At 63.3% G+C, this 16,186-nt stretch carries 10 protein-coding genes; 6 read left to right on the plus strand and 4 right to left on the minus strand.

Features of this window, described 5'->3' with window-relative positions; genetic code table 11:
* Positions 1 to 195: 195 nt before the first annotated feature.
* Together ACK59Z_RS17795 and aqpZ are read left to right on the plus strand one after the other, a co-directional pair.
* Entirely contained in the window at positions 196 to 951 is a 756-nt protein-coding gene (locus ACK59Z_RS17795; protein WP_004577063.1) for a GntR family transcriptional regulator, read from the plus strand.
* A gap of 149 nt (positions 952 to 1,100) precedes the next feature.
* Positions 1,101 to 1,799 (plus strand): aquaporin Z, encoded by a 699-nt coding sequence (aqpZ, locus tag ACK59Z_RS17800; protein WP_014860254.1) that lies wholly within the window; start codon positions 1,101 to 1,103, stop codon positions 1,797 to 1,799.
* Here the strand turns inward: aqpZ and guaD are convergent.
* From guaD to xdhA, 4 genes are all read right to left on the minus strand, one after another.
* Positions 1,796 to 3,100, minus strand: coding sequence for a guanine deaminase (guaD, locus tag ACK59Z_RS17805; RefSeq protein ID WP_003254322.1), 1,305 nt, complete (start codon positions 3,098 to 3,100; stop codon positions 1,796 to 1,798). The genes aqpZ and guaD overlap by 4 nt on opposite strands.
* 10 nt (positions 3,101 to 3,110) lie before the next feature.
* Complete coding sequence (gene xdhC / locus ACK59Z_RS17810) at positions 3,111 to 3,956, minus strand: xanthine dehydrogenase accessory protein XdhC (protein WP_003254321.1); 846 nt, start codon at positions 3,954 to 3,956, stop codon at positions 3,111 to 3,113.
* Positions 3,957 to 4,075: 119 nt separating this feature from the next.
* Positions 4,076 to 6,475, minus strand: coding sequence for a xanthine dehydrogenase molybdopterin binding subunit (gene xdhB / locus ACK59Z_RS17815; RefSeq protein WP_409293518.1), 2,400 nt, complete (start codon positions 6,473 to 6,475; stop codon positions 4,076 to 4,078).
* Positions 6,468 to 7,922 carry a xanthine dehydrogenase small subunit gene (gene xdhA, locus ACK59Z_RS17820; protein WP_003254319.1) on the minus strand — a complete coding sequence of 485 codons (1,455 nt, stop codon included), beginning with the start codon at positions 7,920 to 7,922 and terminating at the stop codon, positions 6,468 to 6,470. The genes xdhB and xdhA overlap by 8 nt, the downstream gene beginning before the upstream one ends.
* A gap of 268 nt (positions 7,923 to 8,190) precedes the next feature.
* On the opposite strand from xdhA, the gene ACK59Z_RS17825 reads away from it, so the two are divergent.
* The 4 genes from ACK59Z_RS17825 to ligA all read left to right on the plus strand — a co-directional run bounded on the left by ACK59Z_RS17825 (position 8,191) and on the right by ligA (position 16,009).
* Complete coding sequence (locus tag ACK59Z_RS17825; RefSeq protein WP_003254317.1) at positions 8,191 to 8,850, plus strand: GntR family transcriptional regulator; 660 nt, start codon at positions 8,191 to 8,193, stop codon at positions 8,848 to 8,850.
* A gap of 3 nt (positions 8,851 to 8,853) precedes the next feature.
* Complete coding sequence (gene smc / locus ACK59Z_RS17830; protein ID WP_409293519.1) at positions 8,854 to 12,342, plus strand: chromosome segregation protein SMC; 3,489 nt, start codon at positions 8,854 to 8,856, stop codon at positions 12,340 to 12,342.
* Positions 12,343 to 12,547: 205 nt separating this feature from the next.
* Positions 12,548 to 13,441, plus strand: coding sequence for a cell division protein ZipA (zipA, locus tag ACK59Z_RS17835; protein ID WP_003254313.1), 894 nt, complete (start codon positions 12,548 to 12,550; stop codon positions 13,439 to 13,441).
* A gap of 237 nt (positions 13,442 to 13,678) precedes the next feature.
* Positions 13,679 to 16,009, plus strand: a complete 2,331-nt coding sequence (gene ligA, locus ACK59Z_RS17840) for an NAD-dependent DNA ligase LigA (RefSeq protein WP_003254312.1) — start codon at positions 13,679 to 13,681, stop codon at positions 16,007 to 16,009.
* Positions 16,010 to 16,186 lie beyond the last annotated feature (177 nt).

Genomic DNA, 16,186 nt, shown 5'->3' on the forward strand with positions numbered 1-16,186 from the left:
TGACCTTTTTGTTGACTCAAGGGTCAAGAAGTTGCTCGGTGGATTATGCTTTTGTGTACAAATAAAGCAAATAATGTTTTATGTTTTGTATGCGCAATGCGTCGTACAACGGCTATATAGGTAAAACGCCCCCTGCGGAATCGCCTCAGCCTGTGTACAATGGCGCCATACTTTCTCTTCGTGCCTCGAGAGCCCATGAACGAACAGCTGCAACCTCTGAAAAAACCTGCACGAGTCGGCAAGGCCGGCCGCAGCGGTACCCAGGACGACATCGTCTACGCGCATATTTTCGAGGCGATCCTCGAGCAGCGTCTGGCTCCGGGCACCAAGTTGAGCGAGGAAGCGCTGGGCGAGATCTTTGGCGTCAGCCGCACCATCATCCGCCGCGCCTTGTCGCGCCTGGCCCACGAAAGCGTGGTGCTGCTGCGGCCGAACCGCGGCGCGGTGGTGGCCAGCCCGACTGTAGAAGAGGCGCGCCAGGTGTTCTTCTCGCGGCGCATGGTCGAACGCGCCATCACCGAGCTGGCGGTGCAGCATGCCACCCCCGATCAGCTTAACGAGCTGCGGCAGATGGTGCGTGAGGAGCGCGACAGCTTTTCGCGCGGTGACCGGGGTGCCGGCATTCGCCTGTCCGGTGAGTTCCACCTCAAGCTGGCCGAAGCGGCGGGCAATGCACCGCTGGTAAGTTTCCAGCGCAGCCTGGTATCGCAGACTTCGCTGATCATTGCCCAGTACGAAAGCGGCAACCGCTCGCACTGCTCTTACGATGAGCACATGCAGCTCATCGATGCCATCGAGGCGCGCGATGCCGAGCAGGCCGTGAGCCTGATGATGCATCACATGGACCACATCGACAGCAAGCTGAACCTGGACGAGGAGAGCGCCTCGGACGATTTGCATGCGGTGTTCTCGCATTTGCTGAAAAAGCCCAAGGTTTCCGTCAAGGGTTGAACGTTTGCCGGTGTGATCGAGGGGCTGCAAATCAGCCCCTAGCCACTACTGGCCATAACCCAAAGGTCTGCTAAATTCTTGTGAGCAAACCTTCATCAAGCAGTTGGGCTTGCGCATTCGTTGCGTTCAACTTCTTGAGGAATGGGTTCATGAGCATGTCCCTCGGTAAACGCATGGGTGCCGAACTGATCGGCACCTTCTGGCTGGTCCTTGGTGGCTGTGGCAGTGCGGTACTCGCAGCCAGTTCCCCTCTCGGCATCGGTGTGCTCGGTGTCGCCTTCGCCTTCGGCCTCACCGTACTGACCATGGCCTTTGCCATCGGCCATATCTCGGGTTGCCATCTAAACCCTGCCGTGTCGTTCGGGCTGGTGGTCGGCGGGCGCTTCCCGGCCAAAGAGCTGCTGCCTTATGTGATCGCCCAGGTGATCGGTGCCATCCTGGCGGCCGGGGTGATCTACCTCATCGCCAGTGGCAAGGCCGGGTTCGAGCTGTCTTCGGGGTTGGCTTCAAACGGCTACGCCGACCATTCGCCCGGTGGCTATACGCTGGGTGCAGGCTTTGTCAGTGAAGTGGTGATGACGGCGATGTTCCTGGTGGTCATCATGGGGGCGACCGACGCCCGCGCACCGGCAGGTTTCGCACCCATCGCCATCGGCCTGGCCCTTACCCTGATCCACCTGATCTCGATCCCGGTGACCAATACCTCGGTCAACCCCGCGCGTAGCACGGGGCCGGCCTTGTTCGTCGGTGGCTGGGCCCTGCAGCAGCTGTGGCTGTTCTGGGTGGCGCCGCTGATCGGTGCTGCAATCGGCGGCGCGCTGTATCGGGGCCTGGCGAAAGAACCTTAGCGCTGGTGCACACAGCGCCCGGCGGCGTAGGTTTCACGCACGGTACGGTCATCGCCCAGGGTAGTGAGCACGAACAAGGTTTCTTCGATGCTGTTGGACTGCTGGATGCGGTAGTCCAGCAGTGGTGTGGCCTTGTAGTCCAGCACCACGAAGTCGGCATCGTTGCCTGGGCGCAGGCTACCGATACGGTCGTCCAGGCGTAGTGCGCGGGCGCCGCCGAGGGTGGCCAGGTACAGCGATTTGTACGGATGCAGGCGCGCGCCTTGCAGCTGCATCACCTTGTATGCCTCGTTCAGGGTGTTAAGCAGAGAGAAGCTGGTGCCGGCGCCAACGTCGGTACCCAGGCCCACGTTGACCTTGAACCGCTCGGCCTGGGGCAGGTTGAACAGGCCGCTGCCGAGGAACAGGTTGGAGGTGGGGCAGAAGGCCACGGCCGAGCCGGTTTCGGCCAGGCGCTGGCACTCGTCGTCGCACAGGTGCACGCCGTGGGCAAACACCGAGCGCTCGCCCAGCAGCTCGAAGTGGTCGTAGACGTCCAGGTAACCCTTCTGCTCGGGGAACAGCGACTTGACCCAGTCGATTTCCTTGAGGTTTTCCGACAGGTGCGTGTGCATGTACACGCCGGGGTGTTCCTTGAGCAGTTGGCCGGCCAGGGTCAACTGTTGCGGCGTGCTGGTCGGGGCGAAGCGCGGGGTGACTGCATAGTGCAGGCGGCCTTTGCCGTGCCAGCGCTCGATCAGTGCCTTGCTTTCGGCATAGCCGGACTCGGCGGTGTCGGTCAGGTAGTCTGGGGCATTGCGGTCCATCATCACTTTGCCGGCGATCAGGCGCAGGTCCAGGCGCTCGGCCTCTTCGAACAGGGCGTTGACCGATTCCGGGTGCACGCTGCCGAATACCAGCGCAGTGGTGGTGCCGTTGCGCAGCAGTTCCTTGAGGAAGATCTTCGCCACCTGGTCGGCGTGGCCTTTATCGGCGAACTGCTTTTCGCACGGGAAGGTGTAGGTGTTCAGCCAGTCCAGCAACTGCTCGCCGTACGAACCGATCATGCCGGTCTGCGGGAAGTGGATGTGGGTATCGATGAACCCCGGGGTGATCAGCGCGTCCTGGTAGTGCTCGACCGGGATGCCGGCATCCAGCGTCGGCAGCAGTTCACTGGCGTGCCCAACGGCGCTGATGCGGCCATCGTCGACCACCAGCAGGCCGTCTTCGTAGTATTCATGGGAAGCCTCCAGGCCCACCTCGGCCGGGTCGGCAATGCTGTGCAGGATGGCGGCACGGTAGGCTTTACGGGTAACGGTCATAACACACTCGTCAAATGGCTTGGCTGCGGCGGGAGGGCGGCAGCAATTGGGCAATGGGTCCGGCATTGGCGGCAGCGTCGTGCTGGCCGAAGCAGGCGTTGTAAGTGGCAATGATTTCACCGGCGATAGACACGGCGATCTCGATGGGCAGCTTGCCCTTGACCTCGGCCAGGCCCATCGGGCAGCGCATGCGTGCCATGACGGCCTCGTCGAAGCCTCGCTCGCGCAGGCGGTGCTCGAACTTGACCCGTTTGGTCTTCGAGCCGATCAGGCCGAACCAGGTGAAATCGTTGCGCTTGAGAATGGCGGCGGTCAGTTCCAGGTCGAGCTGGTGGTTGTGGGTCATGACGATGCAGTAGCTGCCGGGTGGTAGGTCTGCGACTTCGTCGACCGGCTCTTCACTGACCACCTTGGTCACCCCGTTGGGGATGAGCTCGGGGAATTCCTGTTCACGCGAGTCGATCCAGCGCACCCGGCAGGGGAGCGCGGCGAGCAAGGGTACCAGAGCCCTGCCGACATGGCCCGCGCCGAACACGGCGATCTGAGCCTGCACGGCGGCCATGGGTTCGAACAGCAGCACGGTCACGCCGCCGCAGCACTGGCCCAGGCTGGCGCCGAGGCTGAAGCGCTCAAGGTGCGGCGTGGTGCGCTGCGCTTCGAGCATTTGCCGGGCGATGTGCAGCGCCTTGTATTCCAGGTGGCCGCCGCCGATGGTGTCGAACAGACCGCTGGCGCTGACCACCATCTTCGAGCCGGCATTGCGCGGTGTCGAGCCGCGTTCCTCGATGATGGTCACCAGCACGCAGGCTTCGCCACGGGACTGGTGGTCGGCGAGGGCGTTGATCCATTGGTGCATGATGCAACCTCTCTAAGCCATGCTGCCGACCCTTGTAGGAGCGGGTTTACCCGCGAATGCGGCGGTGAATCCAACATCGCATTCGCGGGTAAACCCGCTCCTACAAGGGCCTCGCGTTGTCAGGGGGTGATGGTTTCCAGTTCCCGTTCGCGCGACTGTGTTTCAGCCACTGCCTTGCGCATCTGCTCGCAGCCCCACAGCACCCGCTCCGGTGTTGCCGGTGCGTCCACCTGTGGCTGCACGCGGTAGTTGGCGAGGCTGGCCACGGCATCCTTGATCGCGCACCAGGCGGCAATGCCCAGCATGAACGGCGGCTCGCCCACGGCCTTGGAGTGGAACACGGTGTCTTCCGGGTTCTTGCGGTTTTCCACCAGCTTCACCCGCAAGTCCAGTGGCATGTCGGCCACGGCCGGGATCTTGTAGCTGGCCGGGCCGTTGGTCATCAGCTTGCCTTTGGCGTTCCACACCAGCTCTTCGGTAGTCAGCCAGCCCATGCCCTGGATGAAACCGCCCTCTACCTGGCCGATGTCGATCGCAGGGTTCAGCGAATCGCCCACGTCGTGCAGGATGTCGGCGCGCAACATCTTGTATTCGCCGGTCAGCGTATCGACGATCACTTCCACGCAGGCAGCGCCAAAGGCGAAGTAGTAGAACGGCCGGCCGCGGGCCTGGCTGCGGTCGTAGAAGATCTTCGGTGTGCGGTAGAACCCGGTGCTGGACAGCGACACCTGAGCGAAGTAAGCCTGCTGCACCAGTTGCTCAAAGCTGACAATCTGGTCGCGCACCCGCACATGGCCGTTACGGAATTCGACGTCTTCCTCGGTCACCTGATAGTGCCGTGCGGCAAACTCGGTCAGGCGCCGCTTGAGGATTTCGGCCGCGTTCTGCGCCGCTTTGCCGTTCAGGTCGGCGCCGCTGGACGCAGCCGTAGGCGAGGTGTTGGGCACCTTGTCGGTGTTGGTGGCGGTGATCTGGATGCGGCTGAAGTCCACCTGGAAGATCTGCGCCACCACCTGGGCCACCTTGGTGTTCAGGCCCTGGCCCATTTCGGTGCCGCCGTGGTTCAGGTGAATGCTGCCGTCGGTGTAGATATGGATCAGTGCACCGGCCTGGTTGAGGAAGGTGGCGGTGAACGAAATGCCGAACTTGACCGGTGTCAGTGCCAGGCCTTTCTTCAGGATCGGGCTGTTGGCGTTGAAGCGGCGGATCGACTCGCGGCGTTCGGCGTAGTCGCTGCTGGCTTCCAGTTCGGCGGTCATCTCCTCGAGCATGTTGTGCTCGACGGTCTGGTAGTAGTGGGTGACGTTGCGTTCGGTCTTGCCGTAGTAGTTGGCCTTGCGCACGGCCAGTGGGTCGCGGCCCAGATGACGGGCGATATGGTCCATTACCTGCTCGATGGCGACCATACCCTGTGGGCCGCCAAAGCCGCGGTAGGCGGTGTTGGAGGCGGTGTTGGTCTTGCAGCGGTGGCCGTGGACGGTGGCATCGCCCAGGTAGTAAGCGTTGTCGGAGTGGAACATGGCACGGTCGACGATCGAACCGGACAGGTCGGGCGAATAGCCGCAGTTGCCGGCCAGGTCGAAATTGATACCGTGCAGCCGGCCGTTGTCGTCGAAGCCCACGTCATACTCGACGTAGAACGGGTGGCGCTTGCCGGTCATGGTCATGTCTTCGACCCGCGGCAGGCGCATCTTGGTCGGCTGGCCGGTCAGGCGCGCGACTACCGCGCACAGGCATGCCGGGCTGGCGGCCTGGGTTTCCTTGCCGCCAAAACCGCCACCCATGCGGCGCATGTCCAGCACCACCTTGTTCATCGGCACGTCGAGCACTTCGGCGACCAGTTTCTGCACTTCGGTGGGGTTCTGCGTGGAGCAGTAGACGATCATGCCGCCGTCTTCGGTGGGCATGACCGAGGAAATCTGCGTTTCGAGGTAGAAGTGCTCCTGGCCGCCGATGTGCAGGGTGCCCTGAATGCGGTGCGGGGCGCTGGCCAGGGCGGCAGCCGAATCGCCGCGCTGGTGGGTGTGGCTGTCGAGCACGAAGTGCTTCTTGCGCAGTGCATCGACCAAGTCCAGCACCGGCTCCAGGTCTTCGTACTCGACGATGGCGGCCATGGCCGCTTTGCGTGCGGTTTCAAGATCGCGGGCAGCGACAGCGAGCACCGGCTGGCCGAAGAACTCGACCTTGTCGATGGCCAGCAGCGGGTCGCCGGCCACCACCGGGCCGATGTCCTTCAGGCCGGGGATGTCTTCGTGGGTGATGGCAATGCGCACACCCTCGAAGGCATAGCACGGCGTGGTGTCGATGCGCAGGATGCGCGCATGGGCGCGGTCGGCGGTGCGGGCGTAGACGTGCAACTGGTTGGGGAATTCCAGGCGGTCGTCGATGTACACAGCCTCGCCGGATACATGCTTGTCGGCGCTGTCGTGCTTGACGCTGCGGCCGACCCCGGTGGTCAGGTCCTGGCTGAACAGTTCGGCCATCTCGGCCTGGCTCTTGGCTACGTGATGGTTAGACATAAGCGGTCACCCGGGTTTCGATGTGCGGCGTTTGCTGTTCGATGAAGTACTTGCGCAGCAGGTTCTGCGCGGTCAGCAGGCGGTATTCCTTGCTGGCGCGGAAGTCGCTGAGTGGGGTGAAGTCCTCCGCCAGGGCCTGGCAGGCTCGCTCGATGGCGGCCTGGTTCCACGGCTTGCCGCGCAGCGCCGCCTCGCAGGCACGGGCGCGCTTGGGTATCGCCGCCATGCCGCCGAAGGCGATCCGCACACCGCTGACCACACCGTCTTCGATGCTCAGGTTGAAGGCTGCGCACACGGCGGAGATGTCGTCGTCCAGGCGTTTGGACACTTTATAGGCGCGGAACGCCCAGTCACTGGAGGCGCGCGGTACGATGATCTTCTCGATGAACTCGCTGTCCTGGCGAGCCGTGATGCGGTAGTCGATGAAGTAGTCTTCCAGTGGCATCACCCGTTGGCGTTCACCCTGGCGCAGCACCACCTGCGCGTCCAGGGCGATCAGCAGGGGTGGCGAGTCGCCGATTGGCGAGGCGTTGCCGATGTTGCCGCCGAGGGTGCCCTGGTTGCGTATCTGCAGCGAGGCAAAGCGGTGCAGCAGGGCGCCGAAGTCGGGATATTCCTCGTTAAGCGCGCCATAGCAGTCGGTGAGCGGGGTGGCGGCGCCGATTTCCAGGTGGCTGGCGGTTTTCTCGATGCGCTTGAGCTCGGCCACGTGGCCGACGTAGATCATCACGGGCAAGGTCTTGTGGAACTGGGTGACTTCCAGCGCCAGGTCGGTACCACCGGCCAGCAGCCGCGCTTCGGGGTGCGAGCTGTACAGGTCGGCCAGATCCGCCACGGTCAGCGGCACCAGGCAGCGCTTGTCGCCGCTGTTCAGCTCGCCGGTCTGCGTCGGGGCAATGGCCTTGAGGCGGCTGATGGTTTGCGCCTGCTGGGCATCGAACTGGTCGCGGCAGGGCTGGCGGCAGCTCTGCTCGGCGGCGTCGAGGATCGGCCGGTAACCGGTGCAGCGGCACAGGTTGCCAGCCAGGGCTTCCTGGGCCTGGTGCAGGTCAGGGCCGCTGCTGTTCTTTTGCAGAGCGAACAGCGACATGACAAAGCCGGGGGTGCAGAAGCCGCACTGCGATCCATGGCAATCGGCCATGGCCTGTTGCACGCTGTGCAGCTGGCCTTGGTGCTTGAGCCCCTCGACGCTGATCAGTTGCTTGCCGTGCAGCGACGACACAAAGGTCAGGCACGAATTGAGGCTGCGGTAGCGCAGGCTGTCGTTGCCTTGGTCGTCCTGGCTCAGTTCACCGACCACCACGGTGCACGCACCGCAGTCACCACTGGCGCAGCCCTCCTTTGTGCCGGGTTTGCCCAGGTGCTCGCGCAGGTACTGCAGCACTGTCATGTTAGGGTCCAGGGCGTGCTCACTACGCAGCTCCTGGTTGACGAGAAACTGGATCACGGGGATGGCCTCGCAATGGTTTTATTGTTGTTGGGCGGACTCTAAGCAAGACCTGTCTAGCAGGTCAATATTTTTCTGACTCAAGGGTCAAGAAAATGCACATGTCCATGCCCAGCCGCACACACTGCCTCTATTCCAAGCATAGATCGCGCCGGGCGCGGGACTGTCTGAAGGGTCAAATAAACCACCTGGCCCCTCTGCGCGATTACCGCCCAAGTACGCTACAATTCGCCCCTTGTGCCCAGTTCAATGATTTTGAAGGAAAACCATGACGTTCAAGGCCCCGGACAGCCTCTCCGAGCAGATTGCCGATTACCTGGCCGAACGCATCATCCGCGGCGAGCTGGCGCCAGGCGAGCGTATCCAGGAGCAGAAGGTTACCCAGGCGCTCAACGTCAGCCGCGGCTCGGTGCGCGAAGCACTGCTGATCCTCGAACGCCGCCATCTGGTGGCGATCCTGCCGCGACGTGGTGCCCATGTCACCGAACTGGACGAACGCAGCGTTCGCAGCCTGTGCTCGCTGATGGGCGAGTTCTACATCCTGCTGGGCAATGCGGTTGCGCAAAAATGGCGCACCGAAGCCGACCTGCGCCCGTTTCTGGAGATCCAGCAGCGGCTGCAGCGTGCCCATGACCAGCTCGACATCAAGACCTTCGTCGCCGACAGTTTTGCGGTCATGCGTGCGGCCTATCCGTTCGCCGACAACCCGTTCCTGCAGGAAACCGTGGAAAACCTGCAACCGGCCATGAGCCGTGCCTATTACCTGTCGCTGGACCAGCGCCAGGCCAACATGATCGACTATCTCGACCTGTTCGCCCGCCTGCTCGAAGCCGTGGTCTCCCGCGACCTGCCGCGCATTCGCGAGGTGCTCACCGCCTATGGCCAGCGCAGCTGCGAACTGGTGCTGGCGGCACTGGCCAGAGGCTGACCGATGCGCCTGAAGTGCATTCGCCTGGCCGGGTTCAAGTCGTTCGTCGACCCGACCACGGTCAACTTCCCCAGCAACATGGCGGCCGTGGTCGGCCCAAACGGCTGCGGCAAGTCCAATATCATCGACGCGGTGCGTTGGGTGATGGGCGAAAGTTCGGCGAAAAACCTGCGCGGCGAGTCGATGACCGACGTCATCTTCAACGGCTCCAGTGGCCGCAAGCCGGTCAGCCAGGCCAGTATCGAACTGGTGTTCGACAACAGCGAAACCACCCTGGTCGGCGAGTATGCCGCCTACGCCGAGATTTCGATCCGCCGCAAGGTTACCCGCGACGGGCAGAACAGCTATTACCTCAACGGCACCAAGTGCCGCCGGCGTGATATCACGGATATTTTCCTCGGGACGGGTCTGGGGCCGCGCAGCTACTCGATCATCGAGCAGGGCATGATCTCCAAGCTGATCGAGGCCAAGCCCGAGGAGCTGCGCAACTTCATCGAGGAAGCGGCGGGCATTTCCAAATACAAGGAGCGCCGCCGCGAAACCGAGAACCGCATCCGCCGCACCCAGGAAAACCTGGCGCGTCTGACCGACCTGCGCGAAGAGCTCGAGCGCCAGCTGGAGCGTCTGCATCGCCAGGCCCAGGCCGCCGAGAAGTACCGTGAGTACAAGGCTCAGGAGCGGCAGATGAAAGCGCGCCTGTCTGCCTTGCGCTGGCGAGGCCTGGACGAACAAGTCCGCCAGCGCGAATCGGTGATCGGCGACCAGGGCGTTTCTCACGAGGCGCTGGTGGCCGAGCAGCGCAATGCCGATGCCAGTATCGAACGCCTGCGCGACGGTCATCACGAACTGTCCGAACGCTTCAACCAGGTGCAGGGCCGTTTCTACTCGGTGGCCGGTGACATCGCCCGGGTTGAGCAGAGCATTCAGCACGGCCAGCAGCGCCTGCGCCAGTTGCAGGACGACTTCAAGGAAGCCGAGCGCACGCGCCTGGAAACCGAATCGCACCTGGGGCACGACCGTACTTTGCTGGCAACCCTGGGCGAAGAGCTGGTCATGCTCGAACCCGAGCAGGAAATGACCCTGGCGGCTGCCGAGGAAGCCGCTGCCGCGCTTGAAGAGGCCGAGCTGGGCATGCACGGCTGGCAGGAGCAGTGGGACAGCTTCAACAGCCGCTCCGCCGAACCGCGCCGCCAGGCCGAAGTGCAGCAGGCGCGCCTGCAGCAGCTGGAAACCAGCCTTGAGCGCCAGGCCGAGCGCCAGCGCAAGTTGGTCGAGGAGCGCGAGCAACTGGGCAGCGACCCGCAGGATGCCGCCATGCTCGAACTGGCCGAGCAACTGGCCAGCAGCGAAATGCTGCTGGAGGAACTGCAGCTCTGCGAAGAGCAGGTGATCGAGCGCCTGGAAAGCGCGCGCGAGCAAATGCAGCAGGCCACCCAGGCGCAACAGCAGGCACAGGGCGACCTGCAGCGCCTGGGCGGGCGCCTAGCCTCGCTTGAAGCCTTGCAGCAGGCCGCCCTGGAGCCGGGCGCAGGTGCTGCGCAATGGCTGCACGGCCAAGGGCTGGAGCAACAGCCGCGGCTGGCCGAAGGCTTGCGGGTGGAGCCGGGTTGGGAGCTGGCGGTAGAGACGGTGGTTGGCGCCGATCTGCAGGCTGTGCTGGTGGACGATTTCAACGACCTCGATTTTGCGGGCCTGGAACAGGGTGAGCTGCGCTTGCTGCTGGCCGTCGGCGCGGGGGCGACGTTGCCCGGCAGCTTGCTGGAGAAGGTTGAGGGCCGTATCGACCTGGCGCCCTGGCTGGGCCAGGTCAGGCCTGTGGAAGACCTGGCTCAGGCACTGGAGCAGCGCGCGTCGCTCGGCGAAGGGCAGAGCCTGGTCAGTCGTGATGGCTACTGGGTCGGCCGGCACTTCCTGCGGGTACGCCGAGGTGGCGAGGCCGAAGGCGGCGTGCTGGCGCGCGGCCAGGAAATCGAACGCCTGAGCCAGGAACAACTGGAGCAGGAAGCGGCGCTGGAGCAACTCGATCAACAGTTGCAGGCGCTGCGCGAGCAGCAACTGGACCTGGAGGAGCAGCGCGAACAGTTGCGCCGGCGCACACAGGATGAAAACCGCCTGCACGGCGAGCTGAAGGCCAGTCTTTCGGCCAGCCGCGCGCGCGCCGAGCAGGTCGAGTTGCGCCGCCGCCGCTTGCACGAAGAGCTGAGCGAGCTGGAAGAACAGCGCGCCCTGGAACACGAGCAACTGGGCGAAGCGCGCCTGCTGCTGCAAGAGGCTTTGGAGCTCATGGCCCAGGACACCGAGCAGCGCGAACAGCTGATGGCCCGCCGCGACACCCTGCGCGAAAGCCTTGACCGGGTGCGTCAGGAGGCCCGCCAGCACAAGGACCACGCTCACCAGCTGGCGGTGCGCCTGGGGTCGTTGCGTGCCCAGCACGACTCTACCCGCCAGGCGCTGGAGCGCCTGGAACTGCAAGCTGCGCGCCTGACCGAGCGCCAGGAACAACTGAGCCTGAACCTGGAGGAGGGTGAAGCCCCGCAGGAAGAACTGCGCCTGAGACTGGAGGAGCTGCTGGAGCGGCGCATGAGCGTCGACGAGGAAATGCGCCTGGCTCGCCTGCACATGGACGAAGCTGACCGCGAACTGCGCGATGCCGAAAAACGCCGCACCCAGGCCGAGCAGCAGGCCCAGCTGCTGCGTGGTCAACTGGAGCAGCTGCGCCTGGAGTGCCAGGGCCTGGATGTGCGGCGCAAGACCCTGCAAGAGCAGTTGCTGGCCGACGGCTATGACTTGCAAGGTGTGCTCGCCACCCTGGAAACCGAGGCCAGCGAGCAGGGTACCGAACAGGAACTGGAGCAGCTTGAAGCGCGCATCCAGCGCCTGGGGGCGATCAACCTGGCGGCCATCGAAGAATACGAGCAGCAGTCCGAGCGCAAACGATACCTGGACGCTCAGGACGCCGACCTGGTCGAAGCGCTGGAGACCCTCGAAAACGTCATCCGCAAAATCGACAAGGAAACCCGCAACCGCTTCAAGGATACCTTTGATCAGATAAATGCCGGATTACAGGCACTTTTCCCAAAAGTTTTCGGTGGTGGCAGCGCTTATCTGGAACTGACGGGCGAAGATCTACTCGATACAGGGGTAACGATCATGGCGCGACCGCCGGGCAAGAAGAACAGCACCATCCATCTGCTGTCCGGCGGCGAGAAGGCACTGACCGCTTTGGCGCTGGTGTTTGCCATCTTCAAGTTGAACCCCGCACCGTTCTGCATGCTCGACGAGGTCGATGCACCGCTGGACGATGCCAACGTCGGGCGCTACGCGCGTCTGGTCAAGGAAATGAGTGAAAGCGTGCAGTTCATCTACATCACCCATAACAAGATTGCCATGGAGATGGCGGACCAATTGATGGGGGTAACCATGCATGAGCCGGGTTGTTCACGCCTTGTTGCAGTTGATGTGGAGGCGGCCATGGCCATGGTCGACGCTTGATGCACGACGATAGGGGCACATTCTGCAGCGAAATGCCCCCGCCGTGTGCGACAGACGGTGTAAAGTTGTCTTTGGTCGTGCTAGCTTAATGTCACTCGTTTTTTGCGTGGGTAAAACGCCTGTCAGAACATAGAGTTGGCGCCACGTGTTAAAGGGCTTTGAACCCTTTGTTTTCAAGCATATTTTTATAGAGGCACGGGATTACATGGAAATCGGTCTGCGCGAGTGGCTGATCCTCATCGGCATCATTGTTATCGCCGGGATTCTTTTCGACGGCTGGCGCCGCATGCGCGGCGGGAAAGGCAAGTTGAAATTCCGTCTGGATCGCAGTTATTCCAACCTGCCGGACGAAGAGGGTGGCAGTGCCGAAGTGCTCGGCCCGTCGCGCGTGCTCGATACCCACAAGGAGCCTGAGCTGGACGAAAGCGACCTGCCGTCGCTCAGCGCGTCTGCGCGTGATCGCGAGCGTGAGCCCAAGCCGGTCAAGGCCAGCAAGCGCGGCAAGCGTGCCAGTGCGGCTGCCGATGTGCAGCAGGGTGACCTGAACCTGAGCGCCGAGCAGCGCGAGCCCGACCTGTTTGCCGACAGCGATGACGACTTTGCCGCCGACAACAACCGTAGCAGCGGCGCAGCGCCTGCCAGCAGCAGCGTCAAGGAGTTGCCACCCGCCGAAGAGGTGCTGGTCATCAGCGTGATCTCCCGCGACGAGGGTGGCTTCAAGGGCCCGGCGCTGCTGCAGAACATCCTGGAAAGCGGCTTGCGCTTCGGCGAAATGGACATCTTCCACCGCCACGAGAGCATGGCCGGTCACGGCGAGGTGCTGTTCTCGATGGCCAACGCAGTCAAGCCTGGCGTGTTCGACCTGGACGACATCGATCACTTCAGCACTCGCGCTGTGAGCTTCTTCCTCGGCTTGCCGGGCCCGCGTCATCCGAAGCAGGCTTTCGACGTGATGGTTGCCGCGGCACGCAAGCTGGCCCATGAACTGAACGGTGAGCTCAAGGATGACCAGCGCAGCGTGCTGACTGCCCAGACCATCGAGCACTACCGCCAGCGTATCGTCGAGTTCGAGCGCCGTGCGCTGACCCAGAAACGCTGACAGATCCAGACGAAAGAGCAGCCTGAGGGCGTGCTGGCCGGTTCGGGTATCGTCGTTGCCTGTGCCGGCCTCTTCGCGGGTAAACCCGCTCCTACAGGTACATCACCGCCCTAGGGCATGTGACGCCCTTGTAGGAGCGGGTTTACCCGCGAAGAGGCCGGCACAGTCAATAGACACCTGATACCCCACGCACCACCCCCAAGCTGCTCTTTTGCTTTGCAAGAGAAGACAAATCCCATGACCGCCGAAACCCGTATCCTCGAACTGCGTGCCGAGCTCGATCAGCATAACTATCGCTACTACGTGCTCGACGAGCCCAGCGTGCCTGATGCCGAATACGACCGCCTGTTCAACGAGCTCAAGGCGCTGGAAGCCGAACACCCGCACCTGGTAACCCCCGACTCGCCCACCCAGCGCGTTGGCGGCGCTGCCTTGGCTGCGTTCAGCCAGGTGCGCCACGAAGTGCCCATGCTCAGCCTGGGCAACGCCTTCGAAGAAGCCGACCTGCGTGAGTTCGGCCGCCGCGTGGTAGAAGGCCTCGATCAGCCGGGCGCGGTCGACTACAGCTGCGAACCCAAGCTCGATGGCCTGGCCGTGAGCCTGCTGTACCGCGACGGACAGTTGGTGCAGGGCGCTACCCGTGGCGACGGCACCACTGGCGAAGACATCAGCGCCAACGTACGCACCGTGCGCAACATCCCGCTCAAGTTGCAGGGTAAGGGCTGGCCGGCAGTGCTGGAGGTGCGCGGCGAGGTGTACATGAGCAAGGCCGGTTTCGACCGGCTCAATGCCGCCCAGGCCGAGGCCGGTGGCAAGACCTTCGCCAACCCGCGCAATGCCGCTGCTGGCAGCTTGCGCCAGCTGGACTCGAAAATCACCGCCAGCCGCCCGCTGGAGTTCTGCTGCTATGGCGTCGGCCAGTTGTCCGAAAGCATCGGCGACAGCCACATCGGCATCCTCGAGCAACTCAAGGCCTGGGGCCTGCCGATCAGCCGCGAGCTCAAGCATGCGGCGGGCATCGAAGAATGCCTGGCCTACTACCGCGACATTGGCGAGCGGCGTAACAGCCTGCCGTATGAGATCGACGGTGTAGTGTTCAAGGTCAACAGCTTGGCCGCACAGCGCGAGCTGGGCTTCCGCGCCCGTGAGCCGCGCTGGGCGATTGCCCACAAGTTCCCGGCCATGGAAGAGCTGACCGAGGTGCTGGACGTTGAGTTCCAGGTTGGCCGTACGGGTGCCGTAACGCCTGTGGCGCGGCTGAAGCCGGTCAAGGTGGCCGGTGTGACCGTGTCCAACGCCACCTTGCACAACATGGACGAAATCGCCCGCCTGGGCCTGCGCATCGGCGACACGGTGATCATTCGCAGGGCCGGCGACGTGATCCCGCAGGTGATGCAGGTGGTGCTGGAGCGTCGTCCGCAAGACGCCCGCCCGGTAGAAGTGCCAAGCGAGTGCCCGGTGTGTGGTTCGCAGGTCGAGCGCACCCAGCTGGTCAAGCGCAGCAAAGGCAAGGAAACCACCAGCGAAGGTGCGGTGTACCGCTGCGTCGGCCGCCTGGCCTGTGGCGCGCAGCTCAAGCAGGCGATCATTCATTATGTGTCGCGCCGTGCCATGGACATCGACGGCCTGGGTGAGAAGAGTGTCGAGCAGTTGGTGGATGAAGGCCTGATCGGCTCGCCGGCTGACCTGTACAAGCTGCAGTTCGAGCAGGTCGTCGGCCTTGAAGGCTTCGCCGAGGTGTCGACCCAGAAGCTGCTGGATGCCATCGAAGCCAGCAAGCGCCCGAGCCTGGCGCGCTTCATCTACGCGCTGGGCATCCCGGATGTCGGCGAGGAGACTGCCAAGGTGTTGGCCCGCTCGCTGGGCAGCCTGGCGCGCGTGCAGCAGGCATTGCCGCAGGTGCTGACCTATTTGCCGGACATCGGTCTCGAAGTGGCCTACGAGATCCACAATTTCTTTGAAGACGAGCACAACCAGAAGGTTATCCAGCAGCTGCTCGACAGCGGTATGCAGTTGCAGGACGAAGGTGAGCTGGCTGCCGAATTTGCCGCCAGCACCACCTTGGCCGGGATGATCGCCAAGCTCGACATTGCCTCCGTCGGCCCGACCGGTGCCGAGAAGTTGGTGGCCAAGCTCGACAGCCTGGACAAGATCATCGCCGCCGACGGCATTGACCTGCGCCAGGCCCTGGCGGCCAAGCAGGCCGACGCAGTGCGTGAGTTCTTCAAGGATGAAGCAAACCAGAAACTGGCCCGGGACATCGAAGCGCAGCTGCTGGCGTTCGGCATGCACTGGAGCAGCGAGAAGAAGGTGGCCGAAGGCTTGCCGCTGGCCGGCCAGACCTGGGTGCTGACCGGTACGCTGGAGCGCATGAGTCGGGACATTGCCAAGGACAAGCTGGAAAGCCTGGGGGCCAAGGTTGCCGGTTCCGTTTCCGGCAAGACCCACTGCGTGGTGGCAGGGCCGGGGGCAGGTTCCAAGCTGGCCAAGGCTGCTGAGCTGGGTGTGAAGGTACTGGACGAAGATGCCTTCGTCACATTCCTGGCCGAACAGGGCATAGCGGTCTAGGCATCCGTGCCCCCCCTGTGGGGGGCAACTGTCTTGCTCAAAACTTGAAAAGCCTGCGCGGTCGCCCGTAGGAGCGGGTTTACCCGCGAAGAGGCCCGTCCAGGCCGTCTCGCCCCTGACAAGTCATTGAGAAATGATGACTTTTTCTGCCGCAGTGGTTGTATCTGCCCCAAAGAC

Source organism: Pseudomonas sp. KCJK9058 (assembly GCF_046230975.1).
Classification (GTDB): domain Bacteria; phylum Pseudomonadota; class Gammaproteobacteria; order Pseudomonadales; family Pseudomonadaceae; genus Aquipseudomonas; species Aquipseudomonas alloputida.